This window comes from Pseudomonas sp. GW821-FHT09A09 (assembly GCF_059418405.1).
In genome coordinates, this window is sequence record NZ_JBWKPU010000011.1 from 104339 (window position 1) to 125265 (window position 20927).

Annotated in this window: 21 protein-coding genes; 6 read left to right on the forward strand and 15 right to left on the reverse strand. The window is 60.1% G+C overall.

The window, feature by feature from the left end:
• The first annotated feature begins 14 nt into the window (after window positions 1–14).
• From AC07OV_RS12155 to AC07OV_RS12165, 3 genes are read left to right on the forward strand one after another with little or no spacing between them, the layout of a single operon-like run.
• The gene (locus AC07OV_RS12155; protein ID WP_176995095.1) at window positions 15–386 is read left to right on the forward strand and encodes a septal ring lytic transglycosylase RlpA family protein; all 372 of its coding nucleotides are present in this window, start codon (window positions 15–17) and stop codon (window positions 384–386) included.
• A 58-nt stretch (window positions 387–444) separates the two neighbouring features.
• Entirely contained in the window at window positions 445–1491 is a 1047-nt protein-coding gene (locus tag AC07OV_RS12160) for a calcium/sodium antiporter (protein ID WP_495092327.1), read from the forward strand.
• Window positions 1488–1871, forward strand: coding sequence for a carboxymuconolactone decarboxylase family protein (locus AC07OV_RS12165; RefSeq protein ID WP_053254400.1), 384 nt, complete (start codon window positions 1488–1490; stop codon window positions 1869–1871). The genes AC07OV_RS12160 and AC07OV_RS12165 overlap by 4 nt, the downstream gene beginning before the upstream one ends.
• Window positions 1872–1980: 109 nt before the next feature.
• Here AC07OV_RS12165 and AC07OV_RS12170 read toward each other — a convergent pair whose 3' ends face one another.
• From AC07OV_RS12170 to kdgD, 5 genes are all read right to left on the reverse strand, one after another.
• Window positions 1981–2922 carry an AEC family transporter gene (locus tag AC07OV_RS12170; RefSeq protein WP_495092307.1) on the reverse strand — a complete coding sequence of 314 codons (942 nt, stop codon included), beginning with the start codon at window positions 2920–2922 and terminating at the stop codon, window positions 1981–1983.
• A gap of 231 nt (window positions 2923–3153) precedes the next feature.
• Window positions 3154–4707, reverse strand: a complete 1554-nt coding sequence (gene garD, locus AC07OV_RS12175; RefSeq protein WP_495092308.1) for a galactarate dehydratase — start codon at window positions 4705–4707, stop codon at window positions 3154–3156.
• A gap of 11 nt (window positions 4708–4718) precedes the next feature.
• Entirely contained in the window at window positions 4719–6083 is a 1365-nt protein-coding gene (locus tag AC07OV_RS12180; protein ID WP_176995098.1) for an MFS transporter, read from the reverse strand.
• Between the two features lie 202 nt (window positions 6084–6285).
• Window positions 6286–7731, reverse strand: a complete 1446-nt coding sequence (locus AC07OV_RS12185; RefSeq protein ID WP_494996558.1) for an aldehyde dehydrogenase family protein — start codon at window positions 7729–7731, stop codon at window positions 6286–6288.
• Window positions 7732–7785: 54 nt separating this feature from the next.
• Window positions 7786–8697 carry a 5-dehydro-4-deoxyglucarate dehydratase gene (kdgD, locus tag AC07OV_RS12190; RefSeq protein ID WP_017138261.1) on the reverse strand — a complete coding sequence of 304 codons (912 nt, stop codon included), beginning with the start codon at window positions 8695–8697 and terminating at the stop codon, window positions 7786–7788.
• 236 nt (window positions 8698–8933) lie between these two features.
• Here kdgD and AC07OV_RS12195 point away from each other — a divergent pair, with 236 nt between their 5' ends.
• On the forward strand, window positions 8934–10091 hold the full coding sequence (locus AC07OV_RS12195) for a phospholipase (protein WP_495092309.1): 1158 nt from the start codon (window positions 8934–8936) through the stop codon (window positions 10089–10091).
• 132 nt (window positions 10092–10223) lie between these two features.
• Here the strand turns inward: AC07OV_RS12195 and AC07OV_RS12200 are convergent, their stop codons facing one another.
• From AC07OV_RS12200 to rplM, 8 genes are all read right to left on the reverse strand, one after another.
• Window positions 10224–10973: a FadR/GntR family transcriptional regulator gene (locus AC07OV_RS12200; RefSeq protein ID WP_016976230.1), complete on the reverse strand. Its 750-nt coding sequence runs from the start codon at window positions 10971–10973 to the stop codon at window positions 10224–10226.
• 158 nt (window positions 10974–11131) lie between these two features.
• A complete protein-coding gene (locus AC07OV_RS12205; RefSeq protein ID WP_176995101.1) occupies window positions 11132–11551 on the reverse strand; it encodes a ClpXP protease specificity-enhancing factor in 420 nt (139 codons plus the stop codon).
• Between the two features lie 17 nt (window positions 11552–11568).
• Window positions 11569–12186 (reverse strand): glutathione S-transferase N-terminal domain-containing protein, encoded by a 618-nt coding sequence (locus AC07OV_RS12210; RefSeq protein ID WP_176995102.1) that lies wholly within the window; start codon window positions 12184–12186, stop codon window positions 11569–11571.
• 149 nt (window positions 12187–12335) lie between these two features.
• Complete coding sequence (locus tag AC07OV_RS12215; protein ID WP_176995103.1) at window positions 12336–13115, reverse strand: cytochrome c1; 780 nt, start codon at window positions 13113–13115, stop codon at window positions 12336–12338.
• The gene (locus AC07OV_RS12220) at window positions 13115–14326 is read right to left on the reverse strand and encodes a cytochrome b (RefSeq protein ID WP_176995104.1); all 1212 of its coding nucleotides are present in this window, start codon (window positions 14324–14326) and stop codon (window positions 13115–13117) included. The genes AC07OV_RS12215 and AC07OV_RS12220 overlap by 1 nt, the downstream gene beginning before the upstream one ends.
• Window positions 14326–14922 (reverse strand): ubiquinol-cytochrome c reductase iron-sulfur subunit, encoded by a 597-nt coding sequence (gene petA, locus AC07OV_RS12225; protein ID WP_122720920.1) that lies wholly within the window; start codon window positions 14920–14922, stop codon window positions 14326–14328. Before petA ends, AC07OV_RS12220 begins: the two co-directional genes overlap by 1 nt.
• Window positions 14923–15188: 266 nt before the next feature.
• Window positions 15189–15581, reverse strand: coding sequence for a 30S ribosomal protein S9 (gene rpsI, locus AC07OV_RS12230; RefSeq protein WP_016971570.1), 393 nt, complete (start codon window positions 15579–15581; stop codon window positions 15189–15191).
• 14 nt (window positions 15582–15595) lie between these two features.
• A complete protein-coding gene (gene rplM, locus AC07OV_RS12235) occupies window positions 15596–16024 on the reverse strand; it encodes a 50S ribosomal protein L13 (RefSeq protein ID WP_003188508.1) in 429 nt (142 codons plus the stop codon).
• A 249-nt stretch (window positions 16025–16273) separates the two neighbouring features.
• Between rplM and AC07OV_RS12240 the strand changes: the two genes are divergently transcribed.
• A complete protein-coding gene (locus AC07OV_RS12240; protein ID WP_494996555.1) occupies window positions 16274–17314 on the forward strand; it encodes an NADP(H)-dependent aldo-keto reductase in 1041 nt (346 codons plus the stop codon).
• A gap of 113 nt (window positions 17315–17427) precedes the next feature.
• On the opposite strand, the gene AC07OV_RS12245 is transcribed toward AC07OV_RS12240, so the two are convergent.
• Window positions 17428–18564: an acyl-CoA dehydrogenase family protein gene (locus AC07OV_RS12245; protein ID WP_176995106.1), complete on the reverse strand. Its 1137-nt coding sequence runs from the start codon at window positions 18562–18564 to the stop codon at window positions 17428–17430.
• Between the two features lie 220 nt (window positions 18565–18784).
• Between AC07OV_RS12245 and AC07OV_RS12250 the strand changes: the two genes are divergently transcribed.
• On the forward strand, window positions 18785–19705 hold the full coding sequence (locus AC07OV_RS12250) for a GlxA family transcriptional regulator (protein ID WP_176995256.1): 921 nt from the start codon (window positions 18785–18787) through the stop codon (window positions 19703–19705).
• Window positions 19706–19821: 116 nt separating this feature from the next.
• Here AC07OV_RS12250 and zapE read toward each other — a convergent pair whose 3' ends face one another.
• Complete coding sequence (zapE, locus tag AC07OV_RS12255; protein WP_176995107.1) at window positions 19822–20916, reverse strand: cell division protein ZapE; 1095 nt, start codon at window positions 20914–20916, stop codon at window positions 19822–19824.
• Window positions 20917–20927: the final 11 nt, after the last annotated feature.

Consider the following 20927-nt stretch of genomic DNA (forward strand, 5'->3'; position numbering starts at 1 on the left):
GGAGGATACCTTGCATGAAGCGTCTACTTGGCCTCCTGGCCCTGTTCTCCCTGCTGGCCGGCTGCGCCAGCGGCGTTATCAACCCCAACGGCTACGACGAAACCGGCACCGCCTCCTATTACGGCGCCAAGCACCATGGCAACAAGACCGCCAGCGGTGAACCCTTCAACCAGAACGCCCTGACCGCCGCCCATCGGCAACTGCCCTTTGGCACCCAGGTCAAGGTCACTAATCTCGACAATGACAAATCCGTGGTTGTCCGCATCAACGATCGCGGCCCGCATACCCGTGGACGCTTGATCGATCTTTCACGCAAGGCCGCCGAGCAATTGGGCATGATCAGCAGCGGCACCGCGCGCGTGCGTGTGCAAGCCCTGGGCAATTGAAGATGGAGGACCGGCCATTTTCGGATTAACCGCCCTCTCGCCCTGGAGCCTGCTGGAACTGGTCAGCGGCCTGGTGCTGCTGATCGTCGGCGCCGAAATCCTGGTGCGCGCCGCCGTGCGCCTGGCCGCCAGCCTCAAGGTACGACCGCTGATCATCGGTTTGACCATCGTCGCCTTCGGCAGCAGCGCGCCGCAGATGACCGTCAGCCTGCAAGCCACCCTGGCCGGCAACACCGACATCGCCGTGGGCAGCGTGATCGGCAGCAGCATCTTCAACATCCTGGTGACCCTGGGCCTGTCGGCGCTGATCATCCCATTGCGCGTTTCGCGCCAGTTGGTGCGCCTGGACATCCCGGTGATGATCTTCGCCGGCCTGCTGGTGTTCACCCTGGCGGCCAATGAAGAGCTGACGCCGGCCGATGGCCTGGTGCTGCTGGTCGCGCTGGTCGCCTACCTTGGCGTGCTGCATTACCAGACGCGCCATTCACGCCGCCCGCGCACACTGGACACCGTGGCCCGCGCGCCGTGGCTGAGCAGCGTGCTGCTGATGCTCGGCGGATTGTTGATCCTGGTACTGGCCGGGCATCTGCTGCTCGGCGCAGCGGTGGATGTAGCCGGCGACCTGGGCCTGTCGGAGCGCGTGATCGGCCTGACCCTGATCGGCGTCGGCACCTCGCTGCCGTGCCTCGCGACATCGCTGATCGCCGCCCTGCGCGGTGAGCGCGAAATCGCCGTGGGCAACGTGATCGGCAGCAACCTGTTCAACTTGCTGGGCGTATTGGGGCTGACCGCACTGCTTGCGCCTTCACCGCTGTCGGTATCGCCCAATGCTCTGGATTTCGACCTGCCGGTAATGCTCGGTGTGGTGGTGCTGTGCCTGCCGGTGTTCTACAGCGGCTACCGCGTGACCCGCGCCGAAGGCCTGGTGCTGCTCGGGTTATACCTGGCGTATGGCCTGCATGTGATGGCGTTCACCACCGGCATGCCCCTGGCCACCAAGCTTGAACACCTGATGCTGTATTACGTCCTGCCAGTGCTGGTGGCTTTTCTGTTGTTCAGCACGCTGCGAGCCTGGCGCCGCCAACACAAGAGGGAATCGCAATGACCGATCAAAAGAAGCCCGGGGTTGAGATGCGTCGCCAGGTCATGGGCGATGTGTTCGTCGACCGTGCGCTGGGCAACGCCACCGAATTCACCCAGCCGCTGCAGGATTTCGTCAATGAGCACGCCTGGGGCAGTGTGTGGAACCGCGAAGGGTTGCCACTTAAAACCCGCAGCTTGATCACCCTGGCCGCCCTCACCGCCCTCAAGTGCCCACAGGAACTCAAGGGCCATGTGCGCGGGGCGCTGAACAATGGCTGCACCGTAGAAGAGATTCGTGAAGCGCTGCTGCATTGCGCGGTGTATGCCGGTGTGCCGGCGGCGATTGATGCGTTTCGGGCGGCGCAGGAAGTGATCGAGGCGTATCAGGCTGACCAGCAGTGACTGTTAGATAGCCATCGCAGGCAAGCCAGCTCCCACCTTTGAATGTGTTCACAAATCAAAATGTGGGAGCCGGCTTGCCGGCGATGGGCCCTCAAGGACGGCGCAAAACTCAGATCCAACCACCCGCCTGCAACACAAAGATCCCGATATTCGTGGTCACTGCCGCCATCAAGGTGGTGATCACGATAATTGCCGCCGCCAGTTCATGATTGCCCTCCGCCGCCCGGGCCATCACGAAACTCGCCGCCGCAGTGGGTGCGCCGAAGTACAGGAACAGAATCCCCAGTTCCGGCCCGCGAAACCCCAACAGCCACGCGCCCAGCGTTGCGAACACGGGCAAACCGATCATCTTCACCAGGCTGGCACTCAGCGCCATGCTGCCACTTTTGCGCAACGCCGCCAGAGACAAGGTGCCGCCGATGCAGATCAGCGCCAGCGGCAAGGTCATGTCCGCCAGGTACCGGCCGGACGACTCCAGCCAACCGGGCAAACCGATCTGGAACACCGCAAAGGGCGTGGCGGCGAACACGCTGATGATCAACGGGTTGGCCACCACACTTTTGCAGATGCTCCACGGGTCGGACTTGATCACTGGGCTGTACACCGCCAGCACGATGGTCGACAGGGTGTTGTAGAACAGAATCACCAACGCGGCGAGGATCGCGCCGAGGGAGATGCCGTAGTCGCCGTACATGCTGGCCGCCAGTGCCAGGCCGATCACCCCGTTGTTGCCACGAAACGCGCCCTGGGCATAAATGCCGCGGTCTTCACGCGGGCAGCGAAAGATCGCCCAGCCCCAGGCCAGGGCAAAGCTCAACAGGGTGGCGACGGCAAAATAGATCAGCAGGCCCGGCTTGAGCGCCGAATGCAGGTCGGCATGCAGGATGCCCAGGAACAGCAACGCCGGCATGGTGACGTTGAACACCAGGGACGACGCCACATGGATGAAGTTGTCGTTGATCCAGTTGACACGCTTGAGCAGCACGCCCAGGAACAGCATGGCAAACACCGGCGCGGTGATGGTGAGGGTGGTGAGGAAAATTGCCAGCATGCCGGGGAGAACCTTGGTGAGCGTCGTTAGGTGGCTAATGATAAGCCATGCTGACCTGTAGCGTCTGGTAAGACGCCTTCGCGGGCAAGCCCGCTCCCACATTATTGATGTGTGAATACCTTTAAATGTGGGAGCTGGCTTGCCTGCGATGGCGGTGTGTCAGCCGATACATCTGCGACTGATATACCGCTATCGCAGGCAAGCCAGCTCCCACAGGGTCCGTGCCAGCCATCAGGTGATGGGCGCAGGATTGAACAGGGTGATGTCGTTGTGCAGCTTATGGCGCTCCGCCCACGTCTGCTTCTTGCCGCTGGCCACATCCAGGTAGAAGTGGAACAACTCCCAGCCCAGCTCCTCGATGCTCGCCCGCCCGGTGGCAATTCGCCCCGCGTCGATGTCGATCAGGTCCGGCCAGCGCTGTGCCAACTCCGTGCGCGTCGACACCTTCACCACCGGCGCCATCGCCAGCCCGTAAGGTGTGCCGCGCCCGGTGGTGAACACGTGCAGGTTCATCCCGGCCGCCAGTTGCAAGGTGCCGCACACGAAGTCGCTGGCCGGCGTCGCACAAAAGATCAGGCCCTTGCCCTTGAAACGCTCACCCGGGCCAAGCACGCCGTTGATCGCACTGCTGCCGGACTTGACGATGGAGCCCAGGGACTTCTCGACAATGTTCGACAACCCGCCCTTCTTGTTGCCCGGCGTGGTGTTGGCACTGCGATCCGCCTCGCCCTTGGCCAGGTAACGGTCGTACCAGTCCATTTCCCGGACCAATTCTTCGGCGATTGCCTTGGTCTCGGCACGCGAGGTCAGCAAGTAGATGGCATCACGTACTTCCGTGACTTCGGAAAACATCACCGTCGCCCCGGCCCGCAGCAGCAAGTCCGAGGCGTAGCCCAGCGCCGGGTTGGCGGTGATACCGGAAAACGCATCGCTGCCACCGCACTGCATACCGAGGATCAACTCCGACGCCGGCACGGTCTCACGGCGGCGCTGGTCGAGTTTCTTCAAGCGGGCTTCAGCCAGTTCCATGATCTGCTCGATCATTTCGGTAAAGCCGTGGCTGGAATCCTGCAACCGATACAACCACGGCTCGCTCAGGTCCACCGAACTGTCATTGTCGTGCATCACCTGCCCGGCCTGCAGTTTCTCGCAGCCCAGGCTGATCACCAGCGCTTCGCCGCCCAGGTTCGGGTTGCGCGCCAGGTTGCGCACGGTACGGATCGGGATGTAGGCATCCGTCGCGGTGATCGCCACGCCGCAGCCGTAGCTGTGGGTCAGCGCCACCACGTCATCGACATGCGGGTACTTGGGCAGCAGCTCGTCCTTGATGCGCTTGACCGCATGGTCCAACACCCCGGTGACACACTGCACCGTGGTGGTGATGCCGAGGATATTGCGCGTGCCCACAGTGCCGTCGGCGTTGCGGTACCCCTCGAAGGTAAACCCTTCCAGCGGCGCCTGGGTTTCCGGCACTTCGGTGGACAGCGGCAGGCTGTCCAGCGGTGGCGCGGTGGGCATGCGCAACTGGTCTTCCTGCACCCAGCTGCCGCGCGGGATCGGCGCCAGGGCGTAGCCGATGGTCTGGCCGTAGCGAATGATCTGCCCGCCTTCGGGGATATCTTCCAGGGTCACTTTGTGGCTCTGGGGGATGAAGTCCACGGTGACCAGCCCGTCCGGGAACTCGGTGCCGGCCGGTACGCCTTGGTCGTTCACTACGATCACCACGTTGTCGCGCGGGTGCAAACGAATCGAGCGCGGTGAGTCGGCATGTTCAATCAACTGCATGTCATCGCCCCTCAGGAATGCGCTTCGGTAAGGTTAGTCAACTGAGGGCCCTTGGCTGGCGGCTCTTTGAGCACCACGCGCTTGATCGGGCCGACAATCACCAGGTAGCTGAACACCGCCAGCAACGCGTTGGCGCCCACAAACACCAGGGCCCATTTGAACGAGCCGGTGGTGCTGATGATGTAGCCGATCACGATAGGCGTACTGATAGACGCCAGGTTGCCAAACATGTTGAACAGACCGCCACTGAGGCCGGCGATTTGTTTTGGCGAGGTGTCAGACACCACCGCCCAACCCAGTGCGCCCACGCCTTTACCGAAGAAGGCCAGGGCCATGAAGCCCACCACCATCCACTCGATATCCACGTAGTTGCACGCCACGATGCTGCTGGAAATCAACAGGCCACCGATGATCGGCGCTTTGCGGGCGAAGGTCAGGGAATGCCCCTTACGCAGCAAGTAGTCGGAAATCACCCCGCCGAGCACGCCGCCGATGAAGCCGCAGATCGCCGGCAACGAGGCAATGAAACCAGCCTTGAGAATGGTCATGCCGCGCTCTTGCACCAGGTACACCGGGAACCACGTCAGGAAGAAGTAGGTAATGCCGTTGATGCAGTACTGGCCCAGATATACGCCGAGCATCATGCGATTGGTCAGCAACTGGCGGATGTAATCCCACTTCGGGCCGTCGGTTTTCTTACCCTTGCCCTTGTCCTGGTCCATATCAACCATCGCGCCATTGGCGGCGATGTGGTTGAACTCCGCTTCGTTGATCATCGGATGCTGGCGCGGGCCGTGGATCAGTTTCAGCCAGATCAGCGAGAACAGGATGCCGATGCCGCCCATCACGATAAACACGTGCTGCCAGCCGAAGGTGTAGACGATCCAGCCCATCAGGGGGGCGAACAACACGGTGGCGAAGTACTGCGCCGAGTTGAAAATCGCCGACGCGGTGCCGCGCTCCGCCGTAGGAAACCACGCTGCGACGATACGGGCATTTCCCGGGAAGGAAGGCGCCTCGGCCAAGCCCACCAGAAAGCGCAGCATGAACAGCGCGACAATCGCAGTGGAGACCCCGAACTCGCCCACATAGCCTTGCAGCACGGTGAACAGCGACCAGGTGAAGATGCTCAAGGCATAGATTTTTTTCGAGCCGAAACGGTCCAGCAGCCACCCACCGGGGATTTGCCCGGCCACGTAGGCCCAACCGAATGCAGAGAAGATATAACCGAGGGTGACCGCGTCGATACCGAGGTCTTTTTGCAGGCTGGAGCCGGCAATGGCGATGGTGGCCCGGTCGGCGTAGTTGATCGTGGTCACCAGGAACAGCATGAGCAGGATCAAATAGCGGACGTGGGTCGGCTTGGTCGCTTGCATGAAGGTGTACTCCCACTAATTATTTTTTTTGCGGGTAATGGTTTTCTGTTTTCAGCATGGGAACCGCTTTATGTGGGAGCCGGGCTTGCCCGCGATGCAGGCACCTCGGTGTGTCTGTGACACCGCGGTGATGCTATCGCAGGCAAGCCAGCTCCCACACAAGCCAGCTCCCAGAGGAACCGGTTCCTACAGGTACTGCGTATTACGAACCGATGTAGCTGGTCTTCACCACGGTGTAGAACTCTTGCGCATAGCGACCTTGCTCACGCGAACCGTAGGATGAGCCTTTACGGCCACCGAACGGAACGTGATAGTCCACGCCGGCGGTCGGCAGGTTGACCATCACCATCCCGGCCTGGGAGTGGCGCTTGAAGTGGTTGGCATACTTGAGCGAAGTGGTGGCGATACCCGCCGACAAACCGAACTCGGTGTCGTTGGCCATGGCCAGCGCCGCCTCGTAGTCCGCCACCCGCACCACGTTGGCCACCGGGCCGAAGATCTCTTCACGGCTGATGCGCATGGCGGCTTCGCTGTCGGCAAACAGCGTCGGCGCCAGGAAGTAGCCTTCGGTATCGCAAGTCACCAGGCCACCACCGCTGACCAGCCGCGCGCCTTCGCTTTGGCCGATGTCGATGTATTTCAGGTCCTGGTCCAATTGGGCCTGGGAGACCACCGGGCCGATATCGGTGCCGCTTTTGAGTGCGTGGCCGACCTTGATCGACTTCATGCGCTCGGCCATGGCCGCGACGAACTGGTCATGGATGCCAGCAGTCACAATCAGGCGGCTGGACGCGGTGCAACGCTGGCCGGTGGAGTAGAACGCGCTCTGTACCGACAGCTCGACGGCCTGCTTGAGGTCGGCGTCGTCGAGGATGATCTGCGGGTTCTTGCCGCCCATTTCCAACTGCACTTTGGCTTGACGCGACACGCAGCTGACAGCGATCTGGCGACCCACGCCGACCGAACCGGTAAAGCTGATACCGTCGACTTTCGGGCTGTTAACCAGCACGTCACCGACCACGCGGCCACTGCCCATCACCAGGTTGAACACACCGGCCGGGAAACCGGCGCGGGAGATGATCTCTGCCAGGGCCCAGGCGCAGCCCGGTACCAGTTCGGCCGGCTTGATCACCACGCAGTTGCCGTAGGCCAGGGCCGGGGCGATTTTCCACGCGGGAATGGCAATCGGGAAGTTCCACGGGGTGATCAGGCCAACCACACCCAGGGCTTCACGGGTGACTTCGACGTTGACGCCCGGGCGTACCGACGGCACGTAATCACCGGACAAGCGCAGGCATTCACCGGCAAAGAATTTGAAGATATTGCCAGCACGGGTCACTTCACCAATGGCTTCGGGCAGAGTCTTGCCCTCTTCCCGGGCCAGCAGGGTACCGAGCTCTTCGCGGCGAGCGAGGATTTCGCTGCCGACTTTGTCCAGGGCGTCATGGCGCGCCTGGATGCCGGAAGTCGACCAGGCTGGGAAGGCAGCGCGTGCCGCATCGATGGCAGCGTTAACTTGGGCTACATCCGCCTTGGCGTATTCACCAATCGCATCGGAAAGCTCCGACGGGTTGATGTTGACGCAGTAGTCGGCACCGGCCACCCACTCGCCGTTGATGTAGTTATCAAAACGTTTGGCTTGGGACACAAATCTTCTCCTGACGCAAAAGGCCGCTGATCGCTCAGCGGCCTTGTTGATGAGTTACTGCGGACCTTGCTTGTCGATCAGCGCGGCCAGGGCTTCGTATTCTTCCGGCAACAGGTCGGTCAGCGGAGTGCGCACCGGGCCTGCGTCGTAGCCGGCGATCTTGGCGCCAGCCTTGACGATGCTCACGGCATAGCCGGCCTTGCGGTTACGGATGTCGAGGTAAGGCAGGAAGAAGTTGTCGATGATCTTGGCGACGGTGGCGTGATCGTCCTGGGCAATCGCGTGGTAGAAGTCCATCGCGGTTTTCGGGATGAAGTTGAACACCGCCGAGGAGTACACCGGCACGCCCAGGGCCTTGTAGGCAGCGGCGTAAACCTCTGCAGTCGGCAGGCCGCCGAGGTAGCTGAAACGGTCGCCCAGACGACGGCGGATCGACACCATCAACTCGATGTCACCCAGGCCATCCTTGTAGCCGATCAGGTTCGGGCAGCGCTCGGCCAGGCGTTCCAGCAGCGGCGCGGTCAAGCGGCAGACGTTGCGGTTGTACACCACCACACCGATTTTTACCGACTTGCACACGGCTTCAACGTGGGCGGCAACGCCGTCCTGGCTGGCTTCGGTGAGGTAGTGCGGCAGCAGCAACAGGCCTTTGGCGCCCAGGCGCTCGGCCTCTTGGGCGTACTCGATGGCCTGGCGGGTCGAACCACCCACGCCGGCGAGGATCGGCACGCTGGTAGCGCAGGTATCAACCGCGGTTTTCACCACTTGGGAATATTCGCTGGCGGCAAGGGAGAAAAACTCACCGGTGCCGCCGGCCGCGAACAAGGCGGTGGCGCCGTAAGGGGCCAGCCATTCCAGGCGCTTGATGTAGCCCGCCTGGTGGAAGTCACCCTGGGCGTTGAAATCGGTCACCGGGAAAGACAGCAGACCGTGGGAGAGGATGGACTTCAGTTCTTGTGGATTCATTATTCGAACACCCTGGGCGAAGACTTTCTGTCGAAAGGTTGTTGTTGGTTTTGATGATGTCGTACGTCATCGTACAACTATAAAAAGATTCGTCAACTGCAATTCATCCGACTTCATCCTGAGAGATGTGTTGAGGCTCGAGTTCTTGACGTAGGAAGTTTTTCCTCTATGCTCGATTTAACTGTATATACATACAGTTAATACGAAAGATTCCTACGACATAGCAAGGAGCTAACATGTCAGATCTTGAACTCGCAGCACCCGAAAAAAAACCGCCAACTCTGCGCTTCGAAGGCGGCGAGCACACCGCAATTGGCGACGACACGTTGCTGCGTTTCGTCAAGGACGCATCGGCCATTCCGGCGCGCCAAGTGGAACTGCACCTGCCGAACGGGCTGGCTCTCACCTACGGCCAAGTGATCGCCTTGGGCGGCGACTTCTATGGCATTCCTGGCCAACCCATCAGCGATGGCGCCTCCCCGACTGATCGCGTGCAACGCTTTACCGCCGCGTTCAACTCGTTGGCCGTGCTGCCCGCTTCGCGAGAAGAAGCGCGCAAGATTCTCGCGGTCATGCAAAAGGAGATCAACGCGGTCAACCAGGCGATCAAGGACGGCAAGCAAGCCCATGAAGCCTATGATGCCCTGGGAGATACGTTGTCTGAGGAATGGAACCGCATCACCGGAGGTGGCAGCGCGGTGTCTGCGCTTATACCGTTGGGTCGTTACTTGAAGCTGGCGGCGGATAACGCCGACCACTTTGGTGAGTGGGCACTGTCGGCGTACCTGGCCGGCCATACCGCGGCGTTGCAACAGGCGGTGGTCGCCCATCAGACCGGCACCGACCAGGCGCTGGAACTGGCGTATGCCATGAACAGTTTCGCGGATCACTTCCTGACCGACCTGTTTTCTGCCGGCCATTTGCGCGTGCCACGCAAACAACTGGCGGCAGTGGTGACACCGGGTGAGCTGGGTTCGCTGATCAGCCGTTTCATGCACGACGAAGACAGCAAGTTCGGGCTCAAGGTGCGCAACGCCATGGGCGATCAATGGCATGCCTACGGCGACAAACGCTACTTCGACGCGATTGATGCGGACAACCGGGTGCAGGTCAAACGTGCGGTGCAGGCGTCGGCCGATGAGATTTTCGACACGTTCATCAGTGGGGTTGCGCCCTCCCCGGCCAACTTCAAGGCACCGCTGTATGTGCCGGACCTGAATGCCGCGCAGAACCCGGCGAACAACTTCTCGCCACTGTTCAAGGTGGAGGGAGACAAGGTGCTGCGCCGCAAGGACGTGAATGACCTGAACGACAAGCACTGGACCAATGATTGGTGGGGGTGGAGCACTTACCTGCTGCTCAAGGACTACAAGCCCAACCAACCGGCCAACTGACGCGAACCCACTGTAGGAGCCGGCTTGCCGGCGATACAAGCACCTCGGTCTATCAGACACACCGAAGCGATGCCATCGCGGGCAAGCCCGGCTCCCACACGAACCAGGCCCAGCATCAGGCCGGTGTAGCCTTCAACCGCGCTGCGCTTCTGCCTCTTCGTGGGCATGGCGCAGCCGCTCCCGGCTATTGGTCAAATGCAAACGCATGGCCGCTCGTGCCGCGTCCGAATCCTGGCGGGCAATCGCCTCGTAGATCTCTTCGTGCTCGCGGCTCAGGCGGCCCATGTAGTGCTGCTGGTCATCATGGGCCAGGCGTGCCGAGTTCAAACGCGTACGCGGGATGATGCTGGTACCCAGGTGGGTCATGATGTCGGTGAAGTAACGGTTGCCGGTGGACAGCGCAATTTCCAGGTGGAACGCAAAGTCGGAGGCCACCGCATCGCCGGCGTGTGCCGCGCTTTCATTCAATGCATCGAGCGCCGCACGCATCGCAGCCAGTTGCTCATCACTGCGACGTAACGCAGCCAGACCTGCAGACTCCACTTCCAGGCTGATCCGCAGCTCCAGGATCGCCAACACATCACGCAGTGTCACCACCGTGGCCGGGTCGATCCGGAAGCCGCTCGGGCTGGGCGTATCCAACACAAACGTGCCGATACCGTGACGGGTTTCCACCTGCCCTGCGGCCTGCAAGCGCGAGATCGCTTCACGGACCACCGTGCGACTGACGCCATGGGCGTCCATGATCGCTGACTCGGTGGGCAGCTTGTCGCCGCGCTTGAGTTGGCCGTCGCGGATCTGCTCGGACAACACCGTGACCAATTCCTGGGCAAGGCTGCGGCGCTTGCGGGGAAGACGAGGGGCGGTGTTGGCGTTTTCCATGATGAATCATCTTTCTCGGTGAGCTTGAGCACGCATCATAGCCCATGGTGGTTGTACGATCACCGTCCGGGCGCGACTTTCATCTATATCCTTCGCGCAAAAAAATACCCCGACACAGGTCGAGGCATTCTTTCAGCGCTCCCCCGAGGGAAAGCCCGTTACTTCACCACTTTCAGGCTCGGCCGGCCGCTTGGGCGCGGTGGCTCGGCATCCGGTGGCGGCAGGTCATCGCCGTCTTCGCTTTCGATCGATTCGTCGTCCTCGAAAGGCGACTCCAGATCAAACACCATGCCCTGGCCATTTTCCCGGGCGTAGATCCCGAGGATGGCACCAATGGGCACGAACAGCGTATGCGGCACACCGCCGAAACGCCCTTCGAAGCTCACGGCTTCGTTGTCCATGTGCAGGTGTCGCACAGCACTGGGTGACACGTTCAGGACGATCTGGCCGTCACTGGCAAACCCCTGCGGCACCTGAACCGCAGGAAATTCGGAATTGACCAGCATGTGCGGGGTGCAATCGTTGTCCACAATCCACTCATAGAGCGCGCGGACCAAGTAGGGTCGACTGGAGTTCATCAGCGGCTCCTTAAGCCTTAGCGCATATCGCGTTCGACACCAGACAGACTCGCCTGGAAAGCCTCACGCGCAAACTGGCGCTCCATGTAATCAAGCAGCGGCTTGGCAGGCCGCGGCAGTTCAATACCAAGAATCGGCAAACGCCAGAGTATCGGTAATAGGCAGCAATCCACCAAACTTTGTTCCTCGCTGAGGAAAAAAGGTTTATCGGCGAACAACGGCGAAACGCCGGTCAGGCTCTCGCGCAATTCCTTACGCGCCTGCACGCGGACGGCTTCTTTTGTACGCGCATCCAGAATCACATCCACCAGCCCGCACCAGTCACGCTGGATCCGATGGATCAGCAGGCGGCTGTTGGCACGCGCCACCGGGTACACCGGCAGCAAAGGTGGATGCGGGTAACGCTCATCCAGGTATTCCATCACCACGGTCGACTCCCACAACGCCAGGTCACGATCGACCAGGGTGGGCAGGCTGCCGTAAGGGTTCACTTCGATCAGTTTCGGCGGCTGACGGCCCGCCTCCACACTGATGATCTCGGCGCTGACACCCTTCTCTGCGAGCACGATGCGTACTCGGTGGGAATAGTGGTCGGCGGGGTCGGAGTAACAGGCCAACCGATTGGTCACGCCCATGGCGGTCCTCCTCGCTTGTTGAAATTATCGAAAGCTCAAAAACGAGCGCGCCCAGAGAGCATCTCTGTATCGCCTGGTACAACCAGAGCGCTACGTGTTCAGAGATGCCGCTGGGCGCGCAAGATTAACAGCAATTGCTTACGGTTGGATCAATGCACATCCTTCCAGTATTCGCGTTTGAGCAGATAGGCAAATACGAAGAAGAAGGCCAGGTACAGCAGCACATATGTGCCGATGCGCTGGTGCTGCAGTTTGACCGGGTTGGCAGAGTACGCCAGGAAGGTCACGAGGTTCTTGACCGTCTCGTCGAACTGCGCCTCGGTCTGGGCACCGGGGGTCTCTATCTTCAACTGATCGCACGCTTCATGGGTCAACGGCGTGCCGGTCAGCGGATCGTATTGCTTCTTGCCGTCTTCAACGACCTGGATCTGCTTGCATCCTACCACTTGCTTGCCTTGCAGGCCGACCAGAACGTTCGGCATGCCGACGTTCGGGAACACGCGGTTGTTGGCCCCCAGAGGGCGTGCCGGGTCGTCGTAGAAGGACTTCAGGTAGCCATAGAGCCAGTCGGTGCCCCGTACACGGGCGACCAGGGTCAGGTCGGGCGGCGCAGCACCGAACCAGACCTTGGCGTCAGCCGGCTGCATGCCGATGCTCATGTGGTCGCCGATCTTGGCACCGGTGAACACCAGTTTTTGCAGCATCACGTCGTGGGGGATCCCCAGGTCGTCGGCCACTCGCTCATAACGTTGGAACTTGGCGCTGTGGCAGCCCATGCAATAGTTGGCGAACGTCCGTGCGCCGTCTTGCATGGCCGCTTTGTCAGACACGTCGATGTCGACTTTTTCCAGCTCCGGGCCACCGTGCTCGGCAGCGAAGGACAGTAGCGGCAGGGCCGCAAGCATCAATGCAACGAATAATTTTTTCATCAGCCAGTCACCCTTTCCGGAACCGGTTTGGTCTTCTCTAGCCGGGTGTAGAACGGCATCAGAATGAAGTAGGCGAAGTACAGGAAGGTGCAGACCTGCGACAGCAACGTACGCTCAGGGGTTGGCGCCAGTACGCCCAGGACACCCAGGATCACGAACGCGATGCAGAACACCCACAGCCAGATCTTGCTCAGCCAGCCTTTGTAGCGCATGGACTTGACCGGGCTGCGGTCGAGCCATGGCAACACGAACAGCAGCGCGATCGAGGCGCCCATCGCCATCACGCCCATGAGCTTGTCGGGGATCGCCCGCAAGATGGCGTAGAACGGCGTGAAGTACCAGACCGGGGCAATGTGCTCAGGTGTCTTGAAGGCGTTGGCCTGTTCGAAGTTGGGTTTCTCCAGGAAATAACCGCCCATCTCCGGGAAAAAGAACACGATCGAGCAGAAGATGAACAGGAACACCACCACGCCGACAATGTCTTTCACGGTGTAGTACGGGTGGAACGGAATGCCGTCCAGCGGTACGCCGTTTTCGTCTTTGAGCTTCTTGATGTCCACGCCATCGGGGTTGTTGGAACCCACTTCGTGCAGCGCGAGGATGTGCAGCACCACCAGGCCCAGGATCACGATCGGCAGGGCCACGACGTGCAACGCGAAGAAGCGGTTCAGGGTAATACCGGAGATCAGGTAGTCACCCCGGATCCACTGGGTCAGGTCGTTGCCGATCACCGGGATCGCACCGAACAGCGAGATGATCACCTGGGCGCCCCAGTACGACATCTGGCCCCACGGCAGCAGGTAACCCATGAAGGCTTCGGCCATCAGAGCCAGGTAGATCAGCATGCCGAAAACCCACACCAGCTCGCGAGGCTTCTGGTACGAACCGTAGAGCAGGCCGCGGAACATGTGCATATAGACGACGATAAAGAACGCCGATGCGCCGGTGGAGTGCAGCAGGCGCAGGATCGAGCCGTACTCGACGTCACGCATGATGTATTCGACGGACGCAAACGCTTCTTCCGCCGACGGCGTGTAGCTCATGGTCAGCCAGACGCCGGTGACGATCTGGTTGACCAGCACCAGCAGGGCCAGGGAGCCGAAGAAGTAGAAGAAGTTGAAGTTTTTAGGCGCGTAGTACTTGCTGAGATGGTCTTCCCACATTTTGGTCGCGGGGAAACGCGCATCCACCCAATCCATGAACTTGCTCATCAGGCCTTCTCCCCCTGGTCGACGCCAATGATAACGATGCTGTCCGTCTCGTATTGGTGCGGCGGAACGGGCAGGTTCAACGGTGCGGGTTGTGACTTGTAGACGCGACCGGCCAGGTCGTAGTGAGAACCGTGGCAGGGGCAGAAGTAGCCACCGACCCAGTCCTTGCCAAGGTCGGCAGGAGCAACTTCCGGGCGGAAGGTAGGCGAGCAGCCCAGGTGGGTGCAGATACCGATCAGCAGCAGGATCTCTGGCTTGATCGAACGGATTTCCTTATCGACGTAGGCGGGTTGGTCGGAATTCTTCGAGTCGGGATCAGAGAGCTGACCCTCGATTTTCTTGAGATTTCCCAGGATTTCCTCGGTACGACGAACAATGAAGACCGGCTGGCCGCGCCACTCAGCAATCATCTGCTGGCCTGGCTCGATCTTGCTGATATTCACCTTCACCGGTGCACCTGCGGCTTTCGCCTTGGCACTGGGAAACCATGACCCCACGAACGGGACCGCAGCCCCCACCGCTCCTGCAGCACCCACCACGGATGTGGCTGCTACCAAGAAGCGACGCCGGCCTGCATTCACGCCGTCATTGCTCATTCAGTCCTCTCCCATCAGCTTTTTGGCCTGTTAAATCAGGCGTCTACTAAGTATTGAATCTTTGCTTATAAAAATTTTGTCGGATGGTAATGAAAAGCCCCACGTATGACAAGGGAATTGCCCGGGGCTCCGCCCCCAGGCCTTGTAGTATAGGGGGTCTACGGATGTGGCAAGTTGTCACGCGCAAATTTGTGCATAAATCGCAGGCAATAAAAAACGCCCAGCTCCGTGAGGAGGCTGGGCGTTTTTGTGGAACGTAAAGCGAATTAACGCTTCGAGTACTGCGGACGCTTACGCGCTTTACGCAGACCGACTTTCTTACGTTCAACTTCACGGGCATCGCGAGTAACGAAGCCAGCTTTGCGCAGAGCGCTACGCAGGGTTTCGTCGTAGCTCATCAGTGCGCGAGTGATACCGTGGCGGATTGCGCCAGCTTGACCACTTACACCGCCACCGATAACGGTGACGTAGATGTCGAACTTTTCAACGGTCTCGGTCAGTTCCAGCGGCTGACGAACTACCATGCGGGCAGTTTCGCGGCCGAAGAAGTTGTCCAGGGAGCGGTTGTTGATCGAGATGTTACCAGTGCCCGGACGCAGGAAAACGCGTGCGGTTGCGGTTTTGCGACGGCCAGTGCCGTAATTTTGAGTCGCCGACATAATGAACTATTCCGTTAAAACTTCAGTTCTTGGGGCTGCTGAGCAGCATGAGGGTGTACAGCGCCCGCATAGACTTTCAGCTTGCGAAACATATCGCGACCCAGTGGGCCCTTAGGCAGCATGCCTTTGACCGCGATTTCGATCGGGGCTTCAGGCTTCTTGGCAATCAGGCCTTCGAAGTTGGAAGACTTGATACCGCCTGGGAAACCGGAGTGACGGTAGTACATTTTGTCGCTTGCTTTGTTGCCGGTTACACGAACCTGCTCAGCGTTGATGATGACGATGTAGTCACCGGTATCAACGTGCGGGGTGTACTCAGGCTTGTGCTTGCCACGCAGACGGCTGGCGACTTCAGTGGCCAGACGACCCAGGGTCTGACCAGCGGCGTCGACGACAAACCAGTCGCGCTGAACTGTTTCCGGTTTTGCAGTAAAAGTTGTCATTCTTTAATAGCCTCAGGGGCCGCCTGTAAATTTAGACGGCGGATCTTACTGAATAGTGCGTACTTTGACAAGGTCAAAGGCAGCCGGATACAGACGCTATCGGGGGCTCGGGTCGGCGCGTCCGTTCAACGGCAAGATTCTTCGGCAGGCGGCGCATCACTTCCACTGCAGAAAGAGGTGGGCAATTATGCAGATTGCCAAAAAAAATTCAACCTGCTTTTATGATTGTTTTCCCCGAAGGAGTACCCGATGGATTATCGACAGCTGGGCCGTACGGATCTGAACGTGAGCGCGATAGCCTTGGGCACCATGACCTGGGGCGAGCAGAACAGCGAGGCAGAGGCCTTCGCACAGATCGAACGGGCCAAGGCCGCGGGGATCAACTTCCTCGACACCGCCGAAATGTACCCGGTGCCGCCCAAGGCCGACACCTATGCCACCACCGAACGCTACATCGGTAATTACTTCAAAAGCCGCGGCGACCGTGCCGACTGGATCCTGGCCAGCAAGATCGCCGGCCCTGGCAACACCATCGACTACATCCGCGACGGCCACCTGCGCCACAACCGCAAGCACATCGTCGAAGCCCTCGACGCCAGCCTCAAGCGCCTGCAGACCGACTGGATCGACATCTACCAGTTGCACTGGCCGGAGCGCAGCACCAACTTCTTCGGCCAACTGAGCTACAAGCACAAGGACGAAGACAACCTCACCCCACTGGAAGAAACCCTCGAGGTGCTGGACGAGCAGGTCAAGGCCGGCAAGATCCGCCACATCGGCCTGTCCAACGAAACCCCGTGGGGCACCATGAAGTTCCTGGCCCTGGCCGAAGCCCGTGGCTGGACCCGCGCCGTGTCGATCCAGAACCCCTACAACCTGCTCAACCGCAGCTTTGAAGTGGGCCTGGCGGAGGTCGCGATTCGTGAACAGTGCGGTCTGCTGGCCTACTCGCCCCTGGCGTTCGGCATGCTCAGCGGCAAGTACGAAAACGGTGCACGCCCGGCCAAGGCGCGCCTGACCGAATACAGCCGCTTCAGCCGCTACTTCAACCCGCAGTCGGAAGCAGCCTGCAGCCGTTATGTGGCACTGGCGCGAGAACATGGGCTGGATCCGGCGCAGATGGCGCTGGCGTTTGTGACGCAACAGCCGTTTGTGACCAGCAACATCATTGGCGCCACGTCGCTTGAGCAACTGGACAGCAACATTGCCAGTGCCGACCTGAAATTGTCGAAAGAGGTGTTGGAGGGGATTGAGGCGATTCAGAAGGATCATCCGAACCCTGCGCCTTGATTGACCGGCAGACCGCTATCGCAGGCAAGCCAGCTCCCACATTTTGATTTGTGAATACCGTCAAATGTGGGAGCTGGCTTGCCTGCGATGGCGCCCTCAAAAGCACCACATGATCAAAGCGCCCGAGCAATGATCTCTTTCATGATCTCATTGGTCCCCGCATAAATCCGCTGCACCCGCGCATCCGCCCACGCCCGGGCGATCGGGTATTCCCACATGAAGCCGTAGCCACCGTGCAACTGCACGCACTCATCGAGCACCTTGCATTGCAGGTCCGTGGCCCAGTACTTGGCCATCGCCGCCGTGGGTACATCCAGCTTGCCCTCCAGGTGCAACGCGATGCACTTATCCACAAACACACGCCCGATCTGAATCTCGGTGGCCATCTCCGCCAGCTTGAACCGGGTGTTCTGGAAATCGGCGATCGCCTTGCCAAACGCCTTGCGTTCGCGGGTGTACTCCAGCGTCCACGCCAGCGCCGCCTCGGCTGACGACACGGCGCCAATCGCCACGGTCAACCGTTCCTGGGGCAACTCCTGCATCAGGTACGCGAAACCCATGCCGGCCTGGCCCAGCAGGTTTTCCTTGGGCACCCGCACGTCCTGGAAGAACAGCTCGGAGGTGTCCTGGGCTTTCATGCCGACTTTCTCCAGGCGCTTGCCCTTGTCGAAGCCCGGCGTGTCGGCCTCCACCAGGAACAGGCTGGTGCCCTTGGCACCGGCCTTAGGGTCGGTCTTGGCCACGACGATGACTAACTCGGCCAGGTAGCCATTGGTGATAAAGGTTTTGGAGCCGTTGATCACATACTCATCGCCGTCCAGCACCGCGGTGGTCTTGACCCCTTGCAGGTCAGAGCCGGCACCTGGCTCGGTCATGGCAATGGCCGTGACCATCTCGCCGGAGATCAGCTTGGGCAGGTATTTGTGCTTCAGCGCCTCGCTGCCGTAATGCAGGATGTACGGCGCAACGATATCCGAATGCAGGGAAAAACCGATGCCGGTCAGGCCGAGGCGGCTGATCTCTTCGATCACCACCGCGCTGTACAAAAAGTCCGCGCCCAGGCCGCCATACTCTTCCGGCAGGTGGGAACACAGCATCCCCGCCTCCCCCGCCTTGCTCCACAGGCCACGGTCGATGTAGCCCTGTTTTTCCCATTGCCCATGGAACGGCGCGGCGTCTTTTTCGAGGAACGTGCGCACGCTGTCGCGGAAGAGTTCGTGCTCCGGGCTGTACAAGGTTCTGGGAATCATGGGTCACCTGCGAGGATTGTCGGACAAGGACGAGCCCACAGAGACTATGCCGCGAAAGCATCACGGGACACTGGACACATGCGACAAAAAATAAGACGATCCAGCCGTCTGGTGACCACTTTCCCCTATAAGAATAAATGAAATTATGTCTAACCAAATCTCCACGCCGTTGCGGCGCGTCAGCATTTTGGCCATTGATCGGGTATTCGCTTCAACCCTCATGCAAGCCAAGGATTTCTTCCACCTCGCCAGCCTGCGTTACGGCAAGCAACAAGGTCTGGGCCTCACCCCCGCATTCGAAACGCGCCTGGTCAGCCCCGACGGGCAATCGGTACGCAGTTTCAGCAACGTGATCATGCCGGTGGACGGCGGCCTGGAAAACGCCGACATCATCGTATTGCCGGCCTTCTGGGATGATTTCGACGCGCTGTGCGCGCGTTACCCTCAAGTGCTGCCGTGGCTGCGCGAACAACACGCCCGTGGCGCCGTACTCTGCGGCGAAGCTACCGGGGTGTTCTGGCTGGCCGAGGCCGGCCTGCTCGATGGCAAGGAGGCGACCACCTACTGGCGTTTCTTCAATGCCTTCAGCGAGCGTTTCCCCAGGGTCCAGCTCAATCAGGACAAACACCTCACCGACGCCGACAACCTGTATTGCGCCGGCGGCACCACGTCGGCGTGCGACCTTTATATCTACCTGATCGAACGCTTCTGCGGCGCCAACATCGCCCAGGCCGTGGCCCGCGACATCCTCTACGAAGTGCAGCGCAGCTACGCACCGGGGCGCATCGGGTTTGGCGGACAGAAGCTGCACCAGGACGTGATCATCCTGCAGATCCAGCATTGGCTCGAAGAACACTTTGCGGACAAGTTCCGCTTCGAAGACGTGGCCCGGGAACACGGCATGAGCATCCGCAACTTCATGCGCCGCTTCCAGACCGCGACCGGCGACAAGCCGTTGCACTACCTGCAACGCCTGCGCATTGAGACGGCCAAGGGCCTGCTCTCGGGCAGCCGCAAGAGCATCAAGACCATCAGTTATGAGGTGGGTTACGACGATGCGAGTTTCTTTGCGCGGTTGTTCAGGCAGCACACGGAACTGTCGCCGAACCAGTACCGGCAGCAGTTCCAGCAAGCTGCATAACCCAGTTTAAACACAGCTCCACTGTAGGAGCTGGCTTGCCAGCGATGAGGCCAGCACCATCAACATTGATGTTGAGGCCGCCATCGCCGGCAAGCCGGCTCCTACAAGGGATGCGTTTAGGGCTTGTGACCGCGTGACAGGAACTCGTGGGACTGCATTTCCAGCAGGCGGCTCAGCGTGCGCTGGAACTCGAAGTTCAAGCGACCACCGGTGTACAAATCCTTCAACTCAACTTCCGCCGAGATGATCAACTTCACGTTACGGTCGTAGAACTCGTCGACCATGTTGATGAAACGGCGTGCAATGTCATCGGTGGTGACGCTCATCTGCTCCACGCCACTCAGGATCACCGCGTGGAAGATCTTGCCCAACTCGATGTAGTCGTTCTGGCTACGCGGGCCGTCGCACAGGGCACGGAAGTCGAACCAGGCCACGTCATCACAAGTGCGCAAGGCAATGATTTCGCGGTTCTCGATCATCAGCTTGTCGTTTTCCACTGCCTGGGTGCATTCCGGCGTCAGCGCACGGAAGCTCTTTTTCAGGCTCTCGTGGGCCGCTTCGTTCAGCGGGAAGTGGAACAGCTCGGCTTGCTCCAGATGGCGCAGGCGGTAGTCGACGCCGCTGTCGACGTTGACGATCTCGGTGTTCTGCTTGATCAGCGCAATGGCGGGCAGGAAGCGCGCACGTTGCAGGCCGTCCTTGTACAAACCGTCGGGCACGATGTTCGAGGTGGCAACCAGTGTCACGCCGTTCTTGAACAGCTCTTCCATCAGAGTGCCCAGGATCATGGCATCGGTGATGTCGGAGACGAAGAATTCATCGAAGCAGATCACCCGCGCTTCTTCGGAGAAACGCTTGGCGATGATGGTCAGCGGGTTCTTCTCGCCCGGCAGGGTCTTCATTTCTTCGTGCACGCGCTTCATGAAGCGGTGGAAGTGCGTCCGGACCTTTTCCTTGAACGGCAGCGCTTCGAAGAAGGTGTCTACCAGGTAAGTCTTGCCCCGGCCGACGCCGCCCCAGAAGTACAAGCCTTTGACCGGCGTGTGGTCTTTCTTGCCAAACAGCTTGCTGAACATCCCTGGCTTGTTTTGCGAAGCGGCGATCAGGTCGTCGTACAGGCGCTGCAAATGGCGCACCGCATTTTCCTGGGCCGCGTCATGAAAGAATTCAGGGCGCTTCAGATCAGCTTGATATCGTTCTAGGGGCGTCATAATTTCGTTAG